The following is a 17,050-nucleotide window of genomic DNA, read 5'->3' as shown; positions in this document are numbered from 1 at the left end:
GGCAGACCTTGGGCGGAAAGATCAATAGCGCATAGGTCGCAAGGCCCGCCGTCCCGGAATTGACGCAGAGGGACCGTCATGCAAGAGTTTGCGCAAAATAAACGGGCCTCAGGCAAGAGGGCCGGAAGAGGTCACGAGGGCGACAGGCGGATGTTTATCTGCGGAAAGGCGTGGGGATGCGGATAACCGCGATCACCTGCGTGAAGAATGAAGGGCCGTTCCTTCTGGAATGGATCGCGTTCAATCGTCTGATCGGTGTCACCGATTTCCTGTTCTACTCGAACGATTGCACGGACGGGACGGACGCGCTTCTGGATGCGCTGGCGGCGAAGGGCGGCGTGACGCATTTGCCGAACCCGGCCGAGGGGCGCAATTACCAGATGGAGGCGCTCAAAGATTGCGCGCACCGGGATGTCGTCAAGGCCGCCGATTGGGTCTGGATCGCCGATGTCGATGAGTTCCTGAACGTCCACGTGGGCGATCACACGATCCCCGCCCTGATCGCCGCGTCGGGCAATCCGCAGGCGATCTCGGTCACGTTCCAGTTTTTCGCCAATGACGGGATCGGGGCATTCGAGGACCGCCCCGTGATCGGTCAGTTCACGCGCAGCCACAATCCGGATCTCTGGTGCGCGGAGACCGCGATCGAGGTGAAGACGCTGACCCGCCGCGATTTCCCGCTGCAATATTACGGCGCGCACCGGCCGTTCTTCCGCAAGGGCCTGCCAAAAGAGAAACGCCCGCTCTGGACCGATGGCTCGGGGCGGCGGGTGCCGCACAAGTTCCTCGTCGCCGAGAACCCGCGGCGAATCCGGCGATTTCCGGCCGCTGGAGCCCGCGAATTCGCAACGCTCAACCACTACGCCCTTCGATCCCTCGACAGCTACCTGGTGAAGAACGACCGGGGCGACGTGAACCGCGAACATCGCGCCTTCGATACCGCCTATTGGCAGGAACGGAACGATCCCGCCTGGGAGGATCTGTCGATCCAGCGCTATCTGCCGGAGCTCGAAGCTGCGCTCGAAGATCTGAAATCCGACCCGGAGATCGCGCGTCTGCATGACGCCTCGGTCGCAGCGCATGTCGCGAGGCGCGATGAGCTGCTGGAACGCGCCGAGTACCGCGTCCTCGCAGAGACGCTGCGTGCCCTGCCCCCGCTCCCACCCGGCGAGAGGGAACTCATGACCGAGCTGGGGCTGGCATCATGAGCCGTCTGCGCGTGGTCAATCTGGGTTTGCCGAAATCGGGCACGACGACACTCGGCAAGGCGCTGCGCCGCGCGGGGCTGAACGTCGCCGATTGGAAGATCCGGGACGGTCAGAGCGAGAACGACGCGCTGAAAGACGAGCTGGTGGGCAAATGTCTTTATGAAGGATATTTCGCGACTGGCGACCCATTGTCGGCCATGAACGAGTTCGACGCCTTCTCCGAGATCAGCGCAATCGGCGGCGGCGCGAATTACTGGCCGCAATTCGATTACGGCCTTCTCGCTGCAATCGCAGAGCACCATTCCGGCACACGCTTCCTGCTCTCCTGGCGCGAGCCGTCCGATATCGTCGAGAGTATTCTCGCCTGGCGCAATCTTGGCACCGGACGGCTGCCGAAACACGATGTGCCAGGCCTGCCCGCAGGCTATGGCGAGAGCCCGGATCAGCTGACGCGCTGGGTCGCGGGGCATTACGCGTATCTGCGCGCCGCGTTCGCTGGTCGCGACGATTTTCTCGAGTACCGGATCGACGATCCCGACGCACCCGAGCGGATCGGCGCATTCATCGGCCGCGATCTGCCCTGGTGGGGCCGCGCGAATGAGCGCGCGAAAGAAGAGACCGAATGAGGATCGTCGTTCATATCGGCCCCGAAGCGCAGAGCGCAGACCGGGTGCAGCGCATCCTCGATCAGAAGCGCGAGCAGTTGGCCGGGAAAGGCGTGCTCTATGCCCGCTCGCCGGGGGCTCGAAACCATACGCGGCTCTTCATGGCGGTGAGCGATCCCGAACAGGTCGACACGCTGCGGTTCAACCGCGGCTTTACCTTGCCAGAGAAGCAGGCAGCGTTGCGCGAGGAGGTGTTCGCGGCGCTTGCCGCCGAAGTGACGCGTGTGCAGCCGGAGCTTCTGATCCTTTCCTGCCATCAGCTCGGCTCCACGCTGGCGCGGCCTTCCGAGATCGCACGGCTGCAGGCGATGCTGGCGCCTTTGTCTTCCGACATGAATATTCTCGCGCAGGTGGATGCACCCGCCCGGATGCTGTCCCGCGCCTACGCGGCGCAGGTGATCGAGGGACGTGCGCGGCCCTTGTCGGACGATCTGGCGCTTCTTGGCAGCGACAGTTGGTGGGATGCCGCTCTTTCCGCGCGTCCCTCGCCGCAGCCAGAAGCGGGCGTCTTTGCCGACGTTCAGGGCGCGCCCTTCTGGCTTGATCTGGCGCGCCTCGTCTCCGAATGGGATGCGGTTTTCGGCGCCGGGGCGACACGTCTCTGGGGGCTCGACCCGGCGCTCTGGGAAGATGATGCGCCGGACGGCTTGCGCGACGCTTTCGGGATGGAGCCGACATTCGGCAAAGCCGAGCCGGCCTCCATGCCAGAACCGCCCCCCGAAGCCTGGCTCACCCGCGCGCGGCGGTTCAACGACGTCGTCCTGCGCCTTCTGCAAAAGCCCGACACGATCCTGGCGCGGCCGCTCTGGCGCAAGCTCGTCATGGAGTTGAAGGTTGCCGGCGCGCCGTTCGATCCGGGCAGCCTCGATGCTGTGAGCGCCCGCTTTGCCGATGACATGGCGCGACTTGCGGAGGCGCATCCGCTCATCAGGGGCCCAGCGCTGGACCCGCCACGCCCTACAGAGGCATGGCAGGAAGCCGATCCGGGATACGGCTTCCGCGCGACACAATACCTGATGGCCGCGCGCTGGCGCATCGAGAAAGCCGCGAAAGAAGAGCGCGAGGCGAAGGCACCGGAGATCGCTGCGCTCAATGCGGGTCTGCCCACTGCGCCGCCAGCTGCCCCCTCGCCGAGCGAGGCCGGTCTCAGCCGCAAGGCCGCGGAGATCCTGCCACCCCTCGCAAAGCAGAAGTTCGCACAGCTCAAGGGATCGCCCTTCGCGCCGCACAATCGGCTCGGTGCGGTCAACGAGGAAGAGCTCGCCGCCGCGTTCGAGCCCGCGCCGCGGCGCAGTTTGCCCGAAGGGTCGTCCGGCCGTGTCATTGTCGGCTGCATGAAGAACGAGGCGCCCTACATCCTCGAATGGGTCGCTTATCACCGCGCCATCGGGGTCGACAATTTCCTGATCTACACCAATGGCTGCGAGGACGGCACCGGGGAGATCCTCGCGCGGCTCGATGAGCTGGGCATCGTCCAGCACCGCAACAATGACAATTGGAAGGGCAATTCGCCCCAACAGCACGCGCTCAACAAGGCGATGACAGAGCCGGTCGTCACGCAATCCGATTGGATCATCCATATCGACGTGGACGAGTTCATCAACGTGCGCTGCGGCAACGGCACGCTCGATGCGTTTTTCGAGCGGGTGCCCGATGCCACCAATATCGCGATGACCTGGCGGCTTTTCGGTCATTCCGGCGTCACCCGGCTCGAGGATCGCTTCGTGATCGAGCAATTCGACGAATGCGCGCCGCGCTACTGCCCGAAGCCCCATACGGTCTGGGGCTACAAGACGATGTTCCGCAATATCGGCGCGTACAAGAAGCTGTCCTGCCACCGGCCCAACAAGCTCGTCGAGGGGGCGGAAACCCAGGTTCGCTGGGTCAATGGTTCGGGCCAGGACATGACGAGCGAGGCGATCAAGAACGGCTGGCGGTCGTCGAAGAAATCCATCGGCTACGACCTCTTGCAGCTCAATCATTACGCGCTGCGTTCGGCGGAGAGTTTCCTCATCAAGCGCCAGCGCGGGCGGGCGCTGCATGTCGACCGCTCCATCGGCCTGAATTACTGGATCCGCATGGATTGGTCGGGCGCGCGCGACATTACGATCAAGCGCAACGTGCCGCGATTGCGCGCCGAATACGACGCCCTCCTTGCCGACCCTCAGTTGCGCGCCTTGCACGAGGCCGGCCTGGACTGGCACCGCGCAAAGGCCACGGAGCTGCACGGCATCCCAGAATTCGAAGAGCTGTACCAGAAGGCGCTCACCTTGCGCCTGACCGAGCTTGAGCGCGTCGCCTATGCGCTTGCGCTGGACCTCGAAAGCTGATGATCGACGCGCGCGACATCCCCAAGCGGAGCGTCTAGGGCTTTGAATATCCTTGCGATCCTCTGCGTCCGGAATGAAGCGGCCTACCTGATCGACTGGCTCGCCCATATCCGCGCGGCAGGCGTGACACACGTTCTGGCCTATTCCAACGATTGCCAGGACGGCACCGATACCATGCTCGACCGGCTCTCCGAGCTTGGCGGGCTGACCCACATCCCCAATCCAGGCCCATACGACAAGGGTGGCATCCAGTTCACCGCGCTGAAAGACGCCGCCCAGCGCGCCGAGACGCAGGACGCGGACTGGATCCTGCCGCTCGATATCGACGAATTCGTCAATGTGCATGTCGGAAGCGGCACCCTGCCCGATCTCATCGCGGCGCTGCCCGACGCGCAGGCGATCACGCTCACTTGGCGGCTTTTCGGGAACGCGGGCGAGGTCAATTACGAGGATCGCCCTGTGCCCGAGCGGTTCATCCGCGCCGCGCCGGAGGTCATCCATTGGCCTTGGCGCGCGGCGATGTTCAAGACGCTCTACCGCAATGACGGCATCTACCGGAAACCGGGTGTGCACCGCCCGCGCGATCCCGATCCCGACCGCGTAGAGAGCGCACGCTGGTTCGACGGGTCGGGCCGCGCGCTCGACGCGCAATTCCGCACCCGGCGGATCTTTTCGAATTTTGGCCAGCCCAACCACGACCTTGTGCAGCTCAACCACTATCCGCTCGGCTCGATGGAAGAATACGTTCTGAAAGCGGCGCGTGGCCGCGCGGTCCATTCGAGCGACATGCTAGGGCTCGATTACTGGGTCGAGCGGAACTTCAACACGGATGAGGACCGCTCCGTCGCCCGGCTGAGCGAACGCGCACGGCCCGTTCGCGACCGGCTGCTCAGCGATCCACGCCTCGCCGATCTGCACGCGAGCGCTGTCGCCTGGCGGCAGGACCGTTTCCGCGCGCTGATGCTCGACGAGCCCTATCGCGCGCTCATGGGCCGCCTCTTGATGACGCCTCCCTCCCGGCCCGTCAGCGCGCAAAGCGCGGCGACGCTGAAAGGGTTCGGCCTCGAGGCTCGGCGACGCGGGATCACCTGACCCCTTGGAATTTCCGCCGTTGAGGCGCATTTTCGTCACGATGCAGGGCGATGTTCCGCAGGAAAGCGTCGCTCAGAACCGACGCATCCCTGAGGACGAGTGGCGCATGGCACAGGACAGCAGCTGGAACATCGAGCTGACCGGGCTCGACTACGCCGAATGGCGGCGTAATCTCGAGACCATCGGCGAGAGCGTGGGCTTCTTCGAACCGCTCGGCTCCAAGCATCATGCACTCTTTCACGAAGACGGCGACACGTTGCTCGTCAGCTTCGAGAGCTTTCCCGGCATCGGCGCGCTCTCCGACGACGCCCGCCCCCTCGGCCTCGAGATCGCCGAGGCGAACGGCTGGTCGCTTCTGTCCCTTGTATCGCGCAACGACACCTGGTTCCGCGACGGCGAAGTGTTCGGCTTCTTCGACCAACTTACCGATGACGGCTTCTTCGACGATTTCGAACGCGTCGTCTTCTACGGCGCGGGTCCCTGCGGTTATGCCGCCGCCGCCTATTCCGTGTCCGCACCGGGCGCGATCGTGGTCGCGCTTCAGCCCCAGGCCACGCTCGATCCCCGCATCACCGAATGGGACGATCGTTTCACGGAACAGCGGCGGATGCAGTTCACCGACCGATACGGATATGCGCCCGACATGATCGACGGCGCCGAGCAAGGCTACATCATCTACGATTCGCGCGAGCCGCTCGATGCGATGCATGCCGCCCTCTTCCATCGCCGCAACGTGACCCGCTTTCGCGTGCCCTTTCTCGGCACCGCGCTGCAGGCCGCCCTTCTCGAGATGGGTATCCTGACCCAGATCGTGACCGAGGCCGCAGAGGGACGCCTGACCACGCAGTCTTTCGCAAAGGCGATGCGCGCGCGGCGCGAATACGGACCTTATCTGCGGAAGCTGCTCGCACGGCTCGAACATGAAGAGAGGCTCGAGCTTGTTCGCATCCTCTGCACGTTCGTGACCGACCGCAAAACCGCGCCCCGCTTCCGGCGCCGCCTGCGCGCGCTGCGAAAGATAGAGGACGGCATGAGCGATGATACCGACGCCGAAGCTATGGACGGCGACGAGGCGGAGACTGCGCGCTAGCGCCGCCGCGCGGTCAGAAGCGCCCGGATCTGACCTTGGAAATGACCGACCAAGGCTCCCGCAACCAGAGGCGCGGCTTTTGCATCCGTTCCCAATAGCCAGAGCAGCAGCGCCGCCCCGATCAGCGCCGCGCCGAAGGTGATGAGGCGGCGGTCGTCCGGACCGGGCATGTCAGCCTCGGAAAGACGCCGCCATAAAAGCTCCGTCACCCTTGGTTGCAGGTGCTCGACGAGCACCCCTGCGCCCAGTCCCGCCAGAAACGTGATCAGCATGTCCCCTGTCTCCTGTCCCGTCGCAGGATATTCCTGCCTCAAACCGCGTGCATGCTCAATCGCGCTGGCGCGGCGCGCGGCAAGCTGCTAACGGCTCGCGCCATGACGACGCTCACGATCCGCCGCCCCGACGACTGGCACCTGCATCTGCGCGACGGCGCGATGCTGAAGGCCGTCCTTCCAGAGACCGCGCGCCATTTCGCCCGCGCGATCATCATGCCGAACCTGGTGCCGCCCGTGGTGACCGGAGATGACGCCGCCGCCTATCGGGGCCGTATCCTGGAGGCGCTGCCGGAAGGCGCGGCCTTCGAGCCGTTGATGACGCTCTACCTGACGGAAAAGACCGATCCCGAGGATGTCGCGCGCGCTCACGCAGGCGGCCTCATCCGCGCGGTCAAGCTCTACCCGGCCGGCGCGACGACCAATTCCGCCTCGGGCGTGCGCGATTTCGACCGGATCCGCCCTGTCCTCGAGCGCATGGCCGAGATCGGCCTGCCGCTCTGCGTGCACGGCGAGGTCACCGATGCCGAGGTCGATATCTTCGATCGGGAGAAGGTGTTCATCGATCGCGTGCTTGAGCCTCTGCGCGAGAGGACGCCGGGTCTGCGCGTCGTGATGGAGCACATCACCACCCGCGACGGCGTTGAATACGTGCGCGCGGGCGGGCCCGATATCGGGGCGACGATCACCACCCATCACCTCGTGATCAACCGCAACCACATCCTCGCGGGCGGCATCCGGCCGCATTACTACTGCCTGCCGGTCGCCAAGCGAGAGATTCACCGGCTGGCGCTGCGTGCGGCGGCGACGAGCGGCGAGGATAGCTTCTTTCTCGGCACCGACAGCGCTCCGCATGTCGACGCGGCGAAAGAGACCGCCTGCGGTTGCGCGGGGTGCTTCACGGCGACCAACACCCTGTCGATCCTTGCAGAGGTGTTCGAACAGGACGAGGCACTGGGCACGCTCGAAGCGTTTGCATCGCTGAACGGGCCGGCCTTTTACGGCCTGTCGCCCAATGACGAGACCATCACCCTGAGCCGCGGCGCACCGGTCGACTACCCTGAGCGGATCGAGACCGGCGACGGGCCGGTGACGGTGTTCGATCCCGGCTTCCCGCTGCACTGGCGCGTGACGGACTGAGACAAGAAGGTTTGCCCATGATCCCCTCCAGCTATCCTCCTACCGAAGAGATCGCGCGTCTGACCGCGCAGATGCTGCTCGATATCGAGGCGGTGAACTTCAATACGCGCGAGCCCTATATCCTCGCCTCCGGCCTGCCCTCGCCCTCCTATATCGATTGCCGCAAGCTGATTTCATTTCCGCGCATCCGCGCAACGCTGATGGATTTCCTGACGGTCACGGTGATGCGGAATGCCGGGCTCGAGGCCTTCGACAATATCGCGGGCGGCGAAACGGCGGGGATTCCCTTCGCAGCGCTCGTGGCAGAGCGGATGGCGCTGCCGATGAGCTACGTGCGTAAAAAGCCCAAAGGCTACGGCCGCAATGCCCGTATCGAGGGCGCGATGCGCGAAGGCCAGCGGGTGCTCCTGGTGGAAGACCTGACCACCGATGGCGGCTCGAAACTTTCCTTCGTGGATGCGATCCGCGAGACCGGTGCGAGCTGCGCCCATACGGCGGTGATCTTCTACTACGACATCTTTCCCGAGACGCGGACAACGCTTGGCGATCATGGCGTGGAACTGCACCACCTCTGCACTTGGTGGGACGTTCTGGCCGAGGCCCGCCGCCGCACCGCCTTCGACGCCGAGACCCTGACAGAGGTCGAGACCTTCCTCCGAGATCCCCGCGCCTGGCAGGAGGCGCGCCGCTCGCCTGGCTGAGCGCACGCCCCCTCTTTGGATTGGCCCAAATACCCGCGGGGAGCGCGAGGGGCTGGCCCCTCGCTCCCGCAGCAGCCACGCGGGATGCCTCCCAGATGTTGACAGACGCGCCCCACGCGCCGCAACATCAGCCCAATGACAGGCGCGCCGGGCGGCTTCGAACGCTGCCTGACTTATCCCCAGAAAGATACAATTTGCCCGGCCCCACAGCGATATCCTAATGAAGGCATCTCGGGGCAGCAGAGGCAGAATCGAGGGCAGGCATGAACGAGATCACGAGCTTCAACGCGACCGGCGCCGAGGTGCAATCGCCCGATACGATGCCCCATTCCATCGAGGCCGAACAGCAGCTCCTGGGCGCGATCCTGACCAACAACGATGTCTATGACCGGGTTGCGGCAATCATCTCGGCCAAACATTTCTACGATCCCGTGCATGCGCGCATCTTCGAGGTGGCCGCCGCGCGGATCGCCAAGAACAACCTTGCCTCACCGGTGACGCTCAAGGCCTTCATGGCCGATGACGAAGGCCTGAAAGAGCTGGGCGGACCCGAATACCTCGTCCGCCTGGCAGGCGCCGCGATCTCGTCCTTCGCGGTCAAGGACTACGCCCAGATGATCTACGATCTCGCGGTGCGCCGCGATCTGATCGGGCTTGGGCGCGAGATTTCCGACAAGGCCGCCAAGGTCGATGTCGCCTCGGAGCCGCGCGAGCAGATCGTAGAGGCGGAACAGGCGCTCTACCGGATGGCCGAGCAAGGCCAGGCCGAACAGGGCTTCGTCTCCTTCCTGCGCGCGGTGACCGATGCGGTGAACGTGGCCAACGCCGCCTATCAGCGCGAGGGCGGGCTCGCGGGTGTTTCCACGGGCCTCGTCGATCTCGACAAGAAGCTTGGCGGGCTTCACAAGTCCGACCTACTGATCCTCGCGGGCCGCCCCTCGATGGGCAAGACCTCGCTTGCGACGAACGTCGCCTTCAATATCGCCAAGGCCTACAAGCGCGGCATCAGGCCCGACGGGACCGAGGGCGCGATCGAAGGCGGCGTCGTGGGCTTCTACTCGCTAGAGATGTCGGCCGAGCAGCTGGCTGCCCGGATCCTCTCCGAGGCGGCGGAGGTTCCATCGGAACAGATCCGCCGGGGTGACATGACCGAGGAGGAATTCCGCCGTTTCGTCGAGGCCGCCAAAAGCCTCGAGGCCTGCCCGCTCTATATCGATGACACCCCGGCCCTGCCCATCGCGCAGCTCGCCGCACGCGCGCGGCGCCTCAAGCGCACCCACGGGCTCGACGTGCTGATGGTCGACTACCTTCAGCTCGTGCGCGGCTCGGGGCGCGGCGACAACCGCGTGCAGGAGATCGCGGAGATCTCGATGGGCCTCAAGGCCATCGCCAAGGAGCTCGACATCCCCGTCGTCGCGCTCTCGCAGCTCAGCCGGACGGTGGAGAGCCGCGACGACAAACGTCCGCAGCTGTCGGACCTGCGGGAATCGGGCTCGATCGAGCAGGACGCCGACGTTGTGATGTTCGTCTTCCGGGAGGAATACTACAAAGAGCGTGAGAAGCCCGGCGACCATGATCTCGACAAGATGGCCGCCTGGCAGGAGGAGATGGAGCGCCTGCATGGCAAGGCCGAGGTCATCATCGGCAAGCAGCGTCATGGCCCCATCGGCACCGTCGAGCTCAGCTTCGAGGGCCGCTTCACGCGCTTCGGCAACCTCGTCAAACCCTGGCAGCAGGAAAGCGGCACGTTCTGAGGAGGCTGGCGTCGGGCACCGTCTCGACGCATTCTCCGCTTGACGTCGCGCGCCGCCATGACAAGACGTGCGCCATGCAACCGACCTTGACCATCGATCTCGACGCGATCCGCGGTAACTGGCGCAACCTCGCCCGGCAGAATGGCGGCGAGACCGCGGCGGTCGTGAAGGCGAATGCCTATGGTCTCGGGGCCGATCGCGTGGCCCCGGCCTTGGCAGAGGAAGGCGCGCGGCACTTCTTCGTCGCCATCGCCGAGGAAGGCGCGGCTCTGCGCCGCATCCTCGGCCCCGGTCCGACGATCAGCGTGTTTTCCGGGCATATGCCCGGCGATGCGGAGCTGATCGCCAGCGCCGATCTCGTCCCGATGATCAATTCGATCGACCAGATGCTCCGACATGTCGAGGCGTTGCCGGGTCATCCCTTCGGCGTGCAGCTGGATTCGGGCATGAACCGGCTCGGCATGGAGCCCGCCGAATGGGGCGCGTTGCGGGATATCGCGCTGGCACAGAACCCTGTCCTGGTGATGAGCCACCTCGCCTGTTCCGACGAGCCGCAGCACGGGATGAACGATTTCCAACTGCGAACCTTCGCGGAGCTGACGCACGGGCTCGACGTGCCGCTGTCCTTGTCGGCGACGGGCGGGATTCTGATGGGCCCCGACTATCACTTCGATCTTTCGCGCCCCGGCATCGGCCTCTACGGCGGCCTGCCCTTCATTGACGCCCAGCCCGTCGCCTATCTCGACATCCCGGTAATCCAGGTCCGCGAGGTCGCGCCCGGAGAGAGCGTGGGGTATGGGAACACCTGGATCGCGCGCCGTCCGACCCGGGTTGCGACCATCGCGGCGGGCTATGCGGATGGCGTCCTGCGCGGCATGGGGCCCAAAGCCTACGTCTATGCGGGCGAGACGCGTTGCAAGGTGCTCGGACGTATCTCGATGGACCTGATCGGCGTCGATGTCACCGGCATAGAGCCCGTGCCGGATCACGTCGAGCTTCTCGGCCGCCACCAGAGCATCGACACGCTGGCCGATGCGGCCGGCACGATCGGCTACGAGATCCTGACCGCGCTCGGCGCCCGTTATGCCCGGCGCTATACCGGAGGCTGAGATGGAAAGCGCGTTTCAGCCCGATCCGCTGCTGATGGCGCTGATCTTTGCCAAGCGATTTATCTATCTCGAAGTGCTATTCGGCCTGGCGCTGCTACGGCTGGTGCTTGCCAAGGGGCGAAGCCGGCTGGTCGCAGGTCTCGTCGCGGCCCTGTGCGCACTCTTCATCCTTGTAACTTTCGCCCCGGCGTTGGGATTGCAAACAAACGAATATTACCCGCCCCTCGCGCGCCTTCTTGCCGCGGGACAAGGTCTGAGGGTGCCGCTGGCCTTGTCCGCGCTGTTCTTCGTCTCTGCCATCCTGCCATCGCGTGCGCGGCGCTGGATCGACGTCGCGCATATCGCGCTTCTCGCGGGGTTTCTCGGTCTCTGGGCGGCAACGCTCGGATAGCGTCGAGGCGCGAACAATCTGCGCTGGGCAAGCGCGATTGTCACACTTCGCGCCGCACGCAAAAAATTTTTGAACCTTTTTAATGCTTTTGCGCGTTGTCGGCGTAATATCGCCGATGTCGAGCGGTAAAAAACATGATTCTCTTCCGGGTCTGGGGGCTCTTTGATGAAAACCGCCGCGTCGCTCGCATGGATCGTCCGCGTCACGTTCCAGTTCATAACTGCCGCACTTCTCATTCTTCTCGGACTTGCTGCCATAGCATGGACGATGTCAGCGGCACTCGGCCATACGGCGTGGCTGGATCTCGGTCTGACATTCGGGGATCGGGCCTATCCCGAAGCGGGAATGATCGTTCAGATCGCCGTCACCACGCTCATCGTCGGCTTGCTGGCCTATCTTCCCGGCAATGCCCGGGTCATGGCGCTCGAGACGTCGCATCGCCGCTTCAACATGACGATGGAGGATGTGACCCGCGCCTACAGGATCGCGCATGCAGCCGATCGCGGCGGTAATTTCAACCTGAAGTCGGAATTCGACTCCGTCCGCGAACGCATCGCCTATCTGCGGGATCATCCCGACCTCGCCGAACTCGAAGCGCCGGTGATCGAGGTCGCCGCCCAGATGAGCCATATCAGCCGCGACCTTGCCTCCGTCTATTCCGACGATGCCGTGGCGCGGGCGCGCGACTTCCTGATCCAGCGCCAGAATGAGCTGGAAGATTTCAATCAGCGCCTGAGCGGCGCAAAGGCGACGGCGACGGAGCTGCGCCAATGGGTCGACGCGGTGGAACTCGACGAGTCGGTCGCAAAGAGCCAGCTGACGCGCCTTCGCGAAGATCTCATGGATATCTTGCCCGAAGCGTTTGCACCCGAAGTGGCGCAGGTCAGCGAAACCGAGAGCGCTGCGGACCCCATCGCGACCGGCGAGCGCGACTGGCTCTATGCCGAGGATACGGGCGAGGAATATGACGACGACACCGCGCCCGGACCCGAGATCATCGAGCTGATTTCGCGCAAGGCCGCGCAGTAGCGCCGGGGGCGCTTGCCTGCCCCGGGCCGATCGGCCACAAGCGCGCCATGGCCAAAGCGTCCAAAGCGAATTTCGTCTGCTCCAAATGCGGCAACGTCACGACCAAGTGGTCGGGCCGGTGCGAGGCATGCGGCGAGTGGAACTCCATCCATGAAGAAGCGCCGCTGTCGTCCGGCCCCGCCGCGAAGACACTGGGCGCCTCGCGAGGGCGACAGGTTCCGCTGACGGGCCTTGCGGCAGAGGAAGCGCCACCTCCCCGCACCGCGTCGGGCCTCGCCGAACTCGACCGCGTTCTCGGCGGCGGTTTGGTGCCGGCCTCGGCCATTCTCGTCGGCGGCGATCCGGGTATCGGCAAATCAACGCTGCTTCTGCAGGCGGCGGCCTCCTTCGCCGGAGCGGGCCTCAAGGTCGTGTATATCTCCGGCGAGGAAGCTTCGGCGCAGATCCGGATGCGGGCCCAGCGCCTCGGTCTCGGCAAGGCGCCGGTGATGCTCGGCGCCGAGACCAACCTGCGCGACATCCTCACGACGCTCGAGGCGGAACGGCCCGACCTTGCGATCATCGACTCGGTGCAGACCATGTGGGCCGACCACGTGGAAAGCGCGCCGGGCTCCGTCGCGCAGGTGCGCGCCGCGGCGCATGAGCTGACGAGTTTCGCCAAGCGGCGCAATACCGCCGTCATCATGGTCGGTCACGTCACCAAGGAAGGCCAGATCGCCGGCCCGCGCGTCGTCGAGCACATGGTCGATACGGTGGTCTATTTCGAGGGCGAGCGCGGGCACCAGTTCCGCATTCTGCGGGCGGTCAAGAACCGCTTCGGCCCGGCCGACGAGATCGGCGTCTTCGAGATGACCGGCGGCGGGCTTTCCGAGGTCACGAACCCTTCGGCCCTTTTCCTGTCCGAGCGCGGAGAACCCGCGCCGGGCTCGGTGGTCTTCGCCGGGATCGAGGGCACGCGGCCCGTTCTCTGCGAATTCCAGGCGCTCGTCGCGCCGACCTCGCTGGCCCAGCCGCGCCGCACCACGGTCGGGTGGGACGGCGGCCGGCTGGCGATGATCCTCGCGGTTCTCGAGGCGCGCTGCGGTATCCCCTTCACCGGGCTCGACGTCTATCTCAACGTCGCGGGCGGCATGAAAATCTCCGAGCCCGCTGCGGACCTGGCTGTGGCGGCTGCGCTACTTTCCGCTCGGGAGGACGCGGCGCTGCCTCCGGAAACTGTCGTTTTCGGCGAAATCAGCCTATCAGGAGCGTTGCGCCCCGTGTCTCAGACCGAAAACAGGTTGAAAGAGGCGCAGAAACTTGGTTTCTCCGCCGCGATCGCGCCTGAAGGCGGCAAGGCGGTCGATGCATCGGGATTGCGGCTGTCGCGCATGGGCGATCTGGCGGCCTTCGTGGGCGAGATATTCGGCGCAGGCTAGCGCCCGAGAGTGAGGAAGAGCAGGCTTATGGAAGGCTTCACCATCATCGACGCCGTGGTGGCGGTCGTCATCGTCTTGTCCGCGCTGCTCGCCTATTCCCGCGGGCTCGTTCGCGAGGCGATGGCAATTGCCGGATGGGTCGCGGCCGCGTTTCTCGCATTCATCTTCGCACCGCAAGCTCAGCCGCTGGTCAAGGAATTGCCCGTGATCGGTGACTTCCTTGCCGATAGCTGCGAATTGTCGATCATCGCGGCCTTCGCCGCCGTCTTCGCTCTCGCACTCATCATCGTGTCGTTCTTCACGCCGCTCTTCTCGAGCATCGTGCAGCGCTCGGCGCTTGGCGGGCTCGACCAGGGTCTCGGCTTTCTCTTCGGTGTGGCACGCGGCATCCTGCTCGTGGCGGTCGGCTTCTTCGTCTACGAGACCGTCATCACCTCGCAGGATATCGCGATGGTCAATGACAGCCGCGCCTCGGCGGTCTTCTCGCGCTTCACCGACCGGATCGAAGAGCAGAACCCCGACGAGGCGCTCGGCTGGGTGACCCGCCAATACGAAGAGCTGGTCGGCGTGTGCGATCTTCCCGGTGCAAACGACGCCTGATTGACCTCAGGGCAGCGCATCGCGGCGCGTCGTGTCGCAGCGGGCAATTCTTCTGTGATAGTTCCGTGACAGCGCGCGCTTGAGCGACTAAGTACGGGCTGCAAGCAGACATGGATTCGGAGCGGCCCTTTGTCCGACCCCCAAATGCCCCTCGCCCATCCCTTCGACGACGACAAGCTCCGCGAGGAATGCGGTATCTTCGGACTTGTCGGCGGAAGCGACGCGGCGAATTTCGTGGCCCTCGGCCTTCACGCGCTTCAGCATCGCGGGCAGGAAGCCGGCGGCATCGTCTCCTACGAGGCGAGCCAGGGTTTCAACTCGGCGCGGCGCTTCGGCTATGTGCGCGACAATTTCACATCGCAATCGCTGATGCAGACCCTGCCGGGCAGCCTCGCGATCGGGCATGTGCGGTATTCGACGTCCGGCTCGAAGGGTCCGACGCAGATCCGCGACGTGCAGCCCTTCTTCGGCGAGTTCTCGGTGGGCGGTGTCGCCATCGCGCATAACGGCAATATCACCAATGCCGACGCGCTGCGCCGCGAACTCATCGAACGCGGCTCGATCTTCCAGTCCTCCTCGGACAGCGAGTGCATCATCCACCTCATGGCCCGCTCGCTTCAGCGCGACATCCCCGCCCGGATGGAAGACGCGCTCCGCCGGGTTGAAGGGGCCTTCTCGGTCATAGCGATGACGCGCACCAAGCTCATCGGCGTGCGCGATCCTCTGGGCGTGCGCCCGCTTGTCCTCGGACGCGTGGGCGATGCGTGGTGCCTTGCCTCCGAGACCTGCGCGCTCGATATCATCGGCGCCGACTTCGTGCGCGAGATCGAACCTGGCGAGATGGTCGTCATCACCGAAGATAAAGGTGTCGAAAGCCATCGTCCGTTTCGCCCGCAGCGTCCGCGCTTCTGCATCTTCGAGCATGTCTATTTCTCTCGCCCCGACTCGCTGATCGGCGGGCGCTCCGTCTACGAGACCCGCCACCAGATCGGCGTGGAGCTGGCGCGAGAGGCGCCGGTCGAGGCGGATCTCGTCTGCCCGGTGCCCGACAGCGGCACGCCTGCCGCCATCGGCTATGCTGCGGAATCGGGCATCCCCTACGGCATGGGCATCGTGCGGAACCAGTATATGGGCCGCACCTTCATCGAGCCGACCGAGCAGATCCGCAACATGGGCGTGCGTCTCAAGCTCAACGTCAACCGCGCCCTCATCGAGGGCAAGCGCGTGATCCTCGTCGACGACTCGGTCGTGCGCGGCACCACGAGCCGCAAGATCAAGGAGATGATCCTCGATGCCGGCGCGGCTGAGGTGCATTTCCGCATCGCTAGCCCGCCCACGGCCTGGCCCTGCTTCTACGGCGTCGACACGCCGCAGCGGGAGAAACTGCTCGCCGCCAGCATGTCGGAGGACGAAATGCGCGATCACCTCGGGATCGACTCGCTGCGCTTCATCTCGCTCGACGGGCTTTATCGCGCCGTGGGTGAAGCCAAGGGCCGCGACGACGCCGCGCCGCAATATTGCGATGCGTGTTTCTCCGGCGAATACCCCGTGGCGCCCTCCGACCAGATCGAGAAGGGCTTCCAGCTCAAGACGGCGGCGGAGTGAACCTCCTCGACCTCGACGCACGCTGGCGGCGGCTGAATGATCCCGACTATGTCTGCCCCTGCTGCGGGCGGAGTTTTGGCGGGCTGATCGATATCGGTTTCGGTGCGCCGGACGACTGGCCTTTCGCGGAGCCGGAGGCGGGGGATGTTGTCGCGGAAGGCGAGGACAAACTTTCTTCCGAGCTGTGCCGTCTTGGCGCGCGCCGTTTCCTGCGCGCGCATCTCGCCTTCCCGGTGCGCGGCGCTGAAGACGCCGTCCACCTTGCGCCCTGGGCTGAGGTCGCGCCCGAGGATTTCTACGAGGCGCTCGACCGGATCGAGGCGGGAGAAAGCGCCGAGAGGTCCATTCCGGCGACGCTCGCCAACATTCTGCCCGCCCCGGTCCCCGGTCTCTTCACCGGCAATTTGATCCTCGGCGCGCCCGATACCCGCCCGCGGTTTGCCCCAGACCCCGGCAGCGTGCTCGCCGAGGCCGCATCGGGCGGTCTGTCCTTCGACGCGCTTCTCGATCTTTATGCGGGCCTTGGTGAAGACCTGCGCCCGCACCTGACGGGACAGGCCTGAGCCAATCCTTGCCGGCCTCTGCGCGCCCTTTTGCCGAAGGGGTGAGCGCCCCCTTGCTGCACTGCGGCAGGCCCCATATCTCG

Annotated in this window: 16 protein-coding genes; 15 read left to right on the top strand and 1 reads right to left on the bottom strand. The window is 65.1% G+C overall.

The genetic code is table 11. The features are described 5' to 3' along the window. The first annotated feature begins 176 nt into the window (after window positions 1-176). From BM171_RS12000 to BM171_RS11980, 5 genes are all read left to right on the top strand, one after another. Window positions 177-1,208, top strand: a complete 1,032-nt coding sequence (locus tag BM171_RS12000) for a glycosyltransferase family 2 protein (protein ID WP_093012488.1) — start codon at window positions 177-179, stop codon at window positions 1,206-1,208. Then, on the top strand, window positions 1,205-1,834 hold the full coding sequence (locus tag BM171_RS11995; protein WP_093012485.1) for a sulfotransferase family protein: 630 nt from the start codon (window positions 1,205-1,207) through the stop codon (window positions 1,832-1,834). Before BM171_RS12000 ends, BM171_RS11995 begins: the two co-directional genes overlap by 4 nt. After that, window positions 1,831-4,203 (top strand): glycosyltransferase family 2 protein, encoded by a 2,373-nt coding sequence (locus tag BM171_RS11990; RefSeq protein WP_093012482.1) that lies wholly within the window; start codon window positions 1,831-1,833, stop codon window positions 4,201-4,203. The genes BM171_RS11995 and BM171_RS11990 overlap by 4 nt, the downstream gene beginning before the upstream one ends. Before the next feature lie 42 nt (window positions 4,204-4,245). After that, entirely contained in the window at window positions 4,246-5,295 is a 1,050-nt protein-coding gene (locus tag BM171_RS11985; protein WP_093012479.1) for a glycosyltransferase family 2 protein, read from the top strand. 106 nt (window positions 5,296-5,401) lie between these two features. Beyond that, window positions 5,402-6,385: a phosphoadenosine phosphosulfate reductase gene (locus BM171_RS11980; RefSeq protein WP_093012917.1), complete on the top strand. Its 984-nt coding sequence runs from the start codon at window positions 5,402-5,404 to the stop codon at window positions 6,383-6,385. Here the strand turns inward: BM171_RS11980 and BM171_RS11975 are convergent. Then, window positions 6,382-6,657, bottom strand: coding sequence for a hypothetical protein (locus tag BM171_RS11975; protein ID WP_093012476.1), 276 nt, complete (start codon window positions 6,655-6,657; stop codon window positions 6,382-6,384). The two genes, BM171_RS11980 and BM171_RS11975, sit on opposite strands and share 4 nt — an antisense overlap. Window positions 6,658-6,759: 102 nt before the next feature. Here BM171_RS11975 and pyrC point away from each other — a divergent pair, with 102 nt between their 5' ends. From pyrC to BM171_RS11925, 10 genes are all read left to right on the top strand, one after another. Next, the gene (gene pyrC, locus BM171_RS11970) at window positions 6,760-7,797 is read left to right on the top strand and encodes a dihydroorotase (RefSeq protein ID WP_093012914.1); all 1,038 of its coding nucleotides are present in this window, start codon (window positions 6,760-6,762) and stop codon (window positions 7,795-7,797) included. 17 nt (window positions 7,798-7,814) lie between these two features. After that, the gene (locus tag BM171_RS11965) at window positions 7,815-8,498 is read left to right on the top strand and encodes an orotate phosphoribosyltransferase (protein WP_093012473.1); all 684 of its coding nucleotides are present in this window, start codon (window positions 7,815-7,817) and stop codon (window positions 8,496-8,498) included. A gap of 263 nt (window positions 8,499-8,761) precedes the next feature. After that, window positions 8,762-10,252, top strand: coding sequence for a replicative DNA helicase (locus BM171_RS11960; protein ID WP_093012471.1), 1,491 nt, complete (start codon window positions 8,762-8,764; stop codon window positions 10,250-10,252). A gap of 74 nt (window positions 10,253-10,326) precedes the next feature. Next, entirely contained in the window at window positions 10,327-11,361 is a 1,035-nt protein-coding gene (gene alr, locus BM171_RS11955; RefSeq protein WP_093012468.1) for an alanine racemase, read from the top strand. Window position 11,362: 1 nt separating this feature from the next. Beyond that, window positions 11,363-11,752: a hypothetical protein gene (locus tag BM171_RS11950; RefSeq protein ID WP_093012465.1), complete on the top strand. Its 390-nt coding sequence runs from the start codon at window positions 11,363-11,365 to the stop codon at window positions 11,750-11,752. Between the two features lie 165 nt (window positions 11,753-11,917). Then, window positions 11,918-12,781, top strand: a complete 864-nt coding sequence (locus BM171_RS11945; protein WP_093012463.1) for a hypothetical protein — start codon at window positions 11,918-11,920, stop codon at window positions 12,779-12,781. Window positions 12,782-12,828: 47 nt separating this feature from the next. Next, window positions 12,829-14,199, top strand: coding sequence for a DNA repair protein RadA (radA, locus tag BM171_RS11940; protein WP_093012460.1), 1,371 nt, complete (start codon window positions 12,829-12,831; stop codon window positions 14,197-14,199). Between the two features lie 27 nt (window positions 14,200-14,226). Further along, window positions 14,227-14,799 carry a CvpA family protein gene (locus tag BM171_RS11935; RefSeq protein ID WP_093012457.1) on the top strand — a complete coding sequence of 191 codons (573 nt, stop codon included), beginning with the start codon at window positions 14,227-14,229 and terminating at the stop codon, window positions 14,797-14,799. 144 nt (window positions 14,800-14,943) lie between these two features. Next, window positions 14,944-16,404: an amidophosphoribosyltransferase gene (gene purF / locus BM171_RS11930; RefSeq protein WP_093012454.1), complete on the top strand. Its 1,461-nt coding sequence runs from the start codon at window positions 14,944-14,946 to the stop codon at window positions 16,402-16,404. Further along, window positions 16,401-16,967: a DUF2199 domain-containing protein gene (locus BM171_RS11925; RefSeq protein WP_175497544.1), complete on the top strand. Its 567-nt coding sequence runs from the start codon at window positions 16,401-16,403 to the stop codon at window positions 16,965-16,967. Before purF ends, BM171_RS11925 begins: the two co-directional genes overlap by 4 nt. Window positions 16,968-17,050 lie beyond the last annotated feature (83 nt).

Origin of the sequence: Roseivivax halotolerans (assembly GCF_900115815.1) — a bacterium.
Classification (GTDB): Bacteria; Pseudomonadota; Alphaproteobacteria; order Rhodobacterales; family Rhodobacteraceae; genus Roseivivax; species Roseivivax halotolerans.
The sequence above is the reverse complement of the archived record's forward strand: the minus strand, read 5'-3'. Positions and strand labels throughout refer to the sequence as shown.

What these genes read in the sequence shown, in the direction of transcription:
- BM171_RS12000 (WP_093012488.1), top strand. Translation starts at nt 177, where the DNA reads ATGCGGATAACCGCGATCACCTGCGTGAAGAATGAAGGGCCGTTCCTT.
- BM171_RS11950 (WP_093012465.1), top strand. Translation starts at nt 11,363, where the DNA reads ATGGAAAGCGCGTTTCAGCCCGATCCGCTGCTGATGGCGCTGATCTTT.
- BM171_RS11990 (WP_093012482.1), top strand. Translation starts at nt 1,831, where the DNA reads ATGAGGATCGTCGTTCATATCGGCCCCGAAGCGCAGAGCGCAGACCGG.
- BM171_RS11935 (WP_093012457.1), top strand. Translation starts at nt 14,227, where the DNA reads ATGGAAGGCTTCACCATCATCGACGCCGTGGTGGCGGTCGTCATCGTC.
- purF (WP_093012454.1), top strand. Translation starts at nt 14,944, where the DNA reads ATGCCCCTCGCCCATCCCTTCGACGACGACAAGCTCCGCGAGGAATGC.
- pyrC (WP_093012914.1), top strand. Translation starts at nt 6,760, where the DNA reads ATGACGACGCTCACGATCCGCCGCCCCGACGACTGGCACCTGCATCTG.
- alr (WP_093012468.1), top strand. Translation starts at nt 10,327, where the DNA reads ATGCAACCGACCTTGACCATCGATCTCGACGCGATCCGCGGTAACTGG.
- BM171_RS11960 (WP_093012471.1), top strand. Translation starts at nt 8,762, where the DNA reads ATGAACGAGATCACGAGCTTCAACGCGACCGGCGCCGAGGTGCAATCG.
- radA (WP_093012460.1), top strand. Translation starts at nt 12,829, where the DNA reads ATGGCCAAAGCGTCCAAAGCGAATTTCGTCTGCTCCAAATGCGGCAAC.
- BM171_RS11945 (WP_093012463.1), top strand. Translation starts at nt 11,918, where the DNA reads ATGAAAACCGCCGCGTCGCTCGCATGGATCGTCCGCGTCACGTTCCAG.
- BM171_RS11980 (WP_093012917.1), top strand. Translation starts at nt 5,402, where the DNA reads ATGGCACAGGACAGCAGCTGGAACATCGAGCTGACCGGGCTCGACTAC.
- BM171_RS11995 (WP_093012485.1), top strand. Translation starts at nt 1,205, where the DNA reads ATGAGCCGTCTGCGCGTGGTCAATCTGGGTTTGCCGAAATCGGGCACG.
- BM171_RS11975 (WP_093012476.1), bottom strand. Translation starts at nt 6,657, where the DNA reads ATGCTGATCACGTTTCTGGCGGGACTGGGCGCAGGGGTGCTCGTCGAG.
- BM171_RS11965 (WP_093012473.1), top strand. Translation starts at nt 7,815, where the DNA reads ATGATCCCCTCCAGCTATCCTCCTACCGAAGAGATCGCGCGTCTGACC.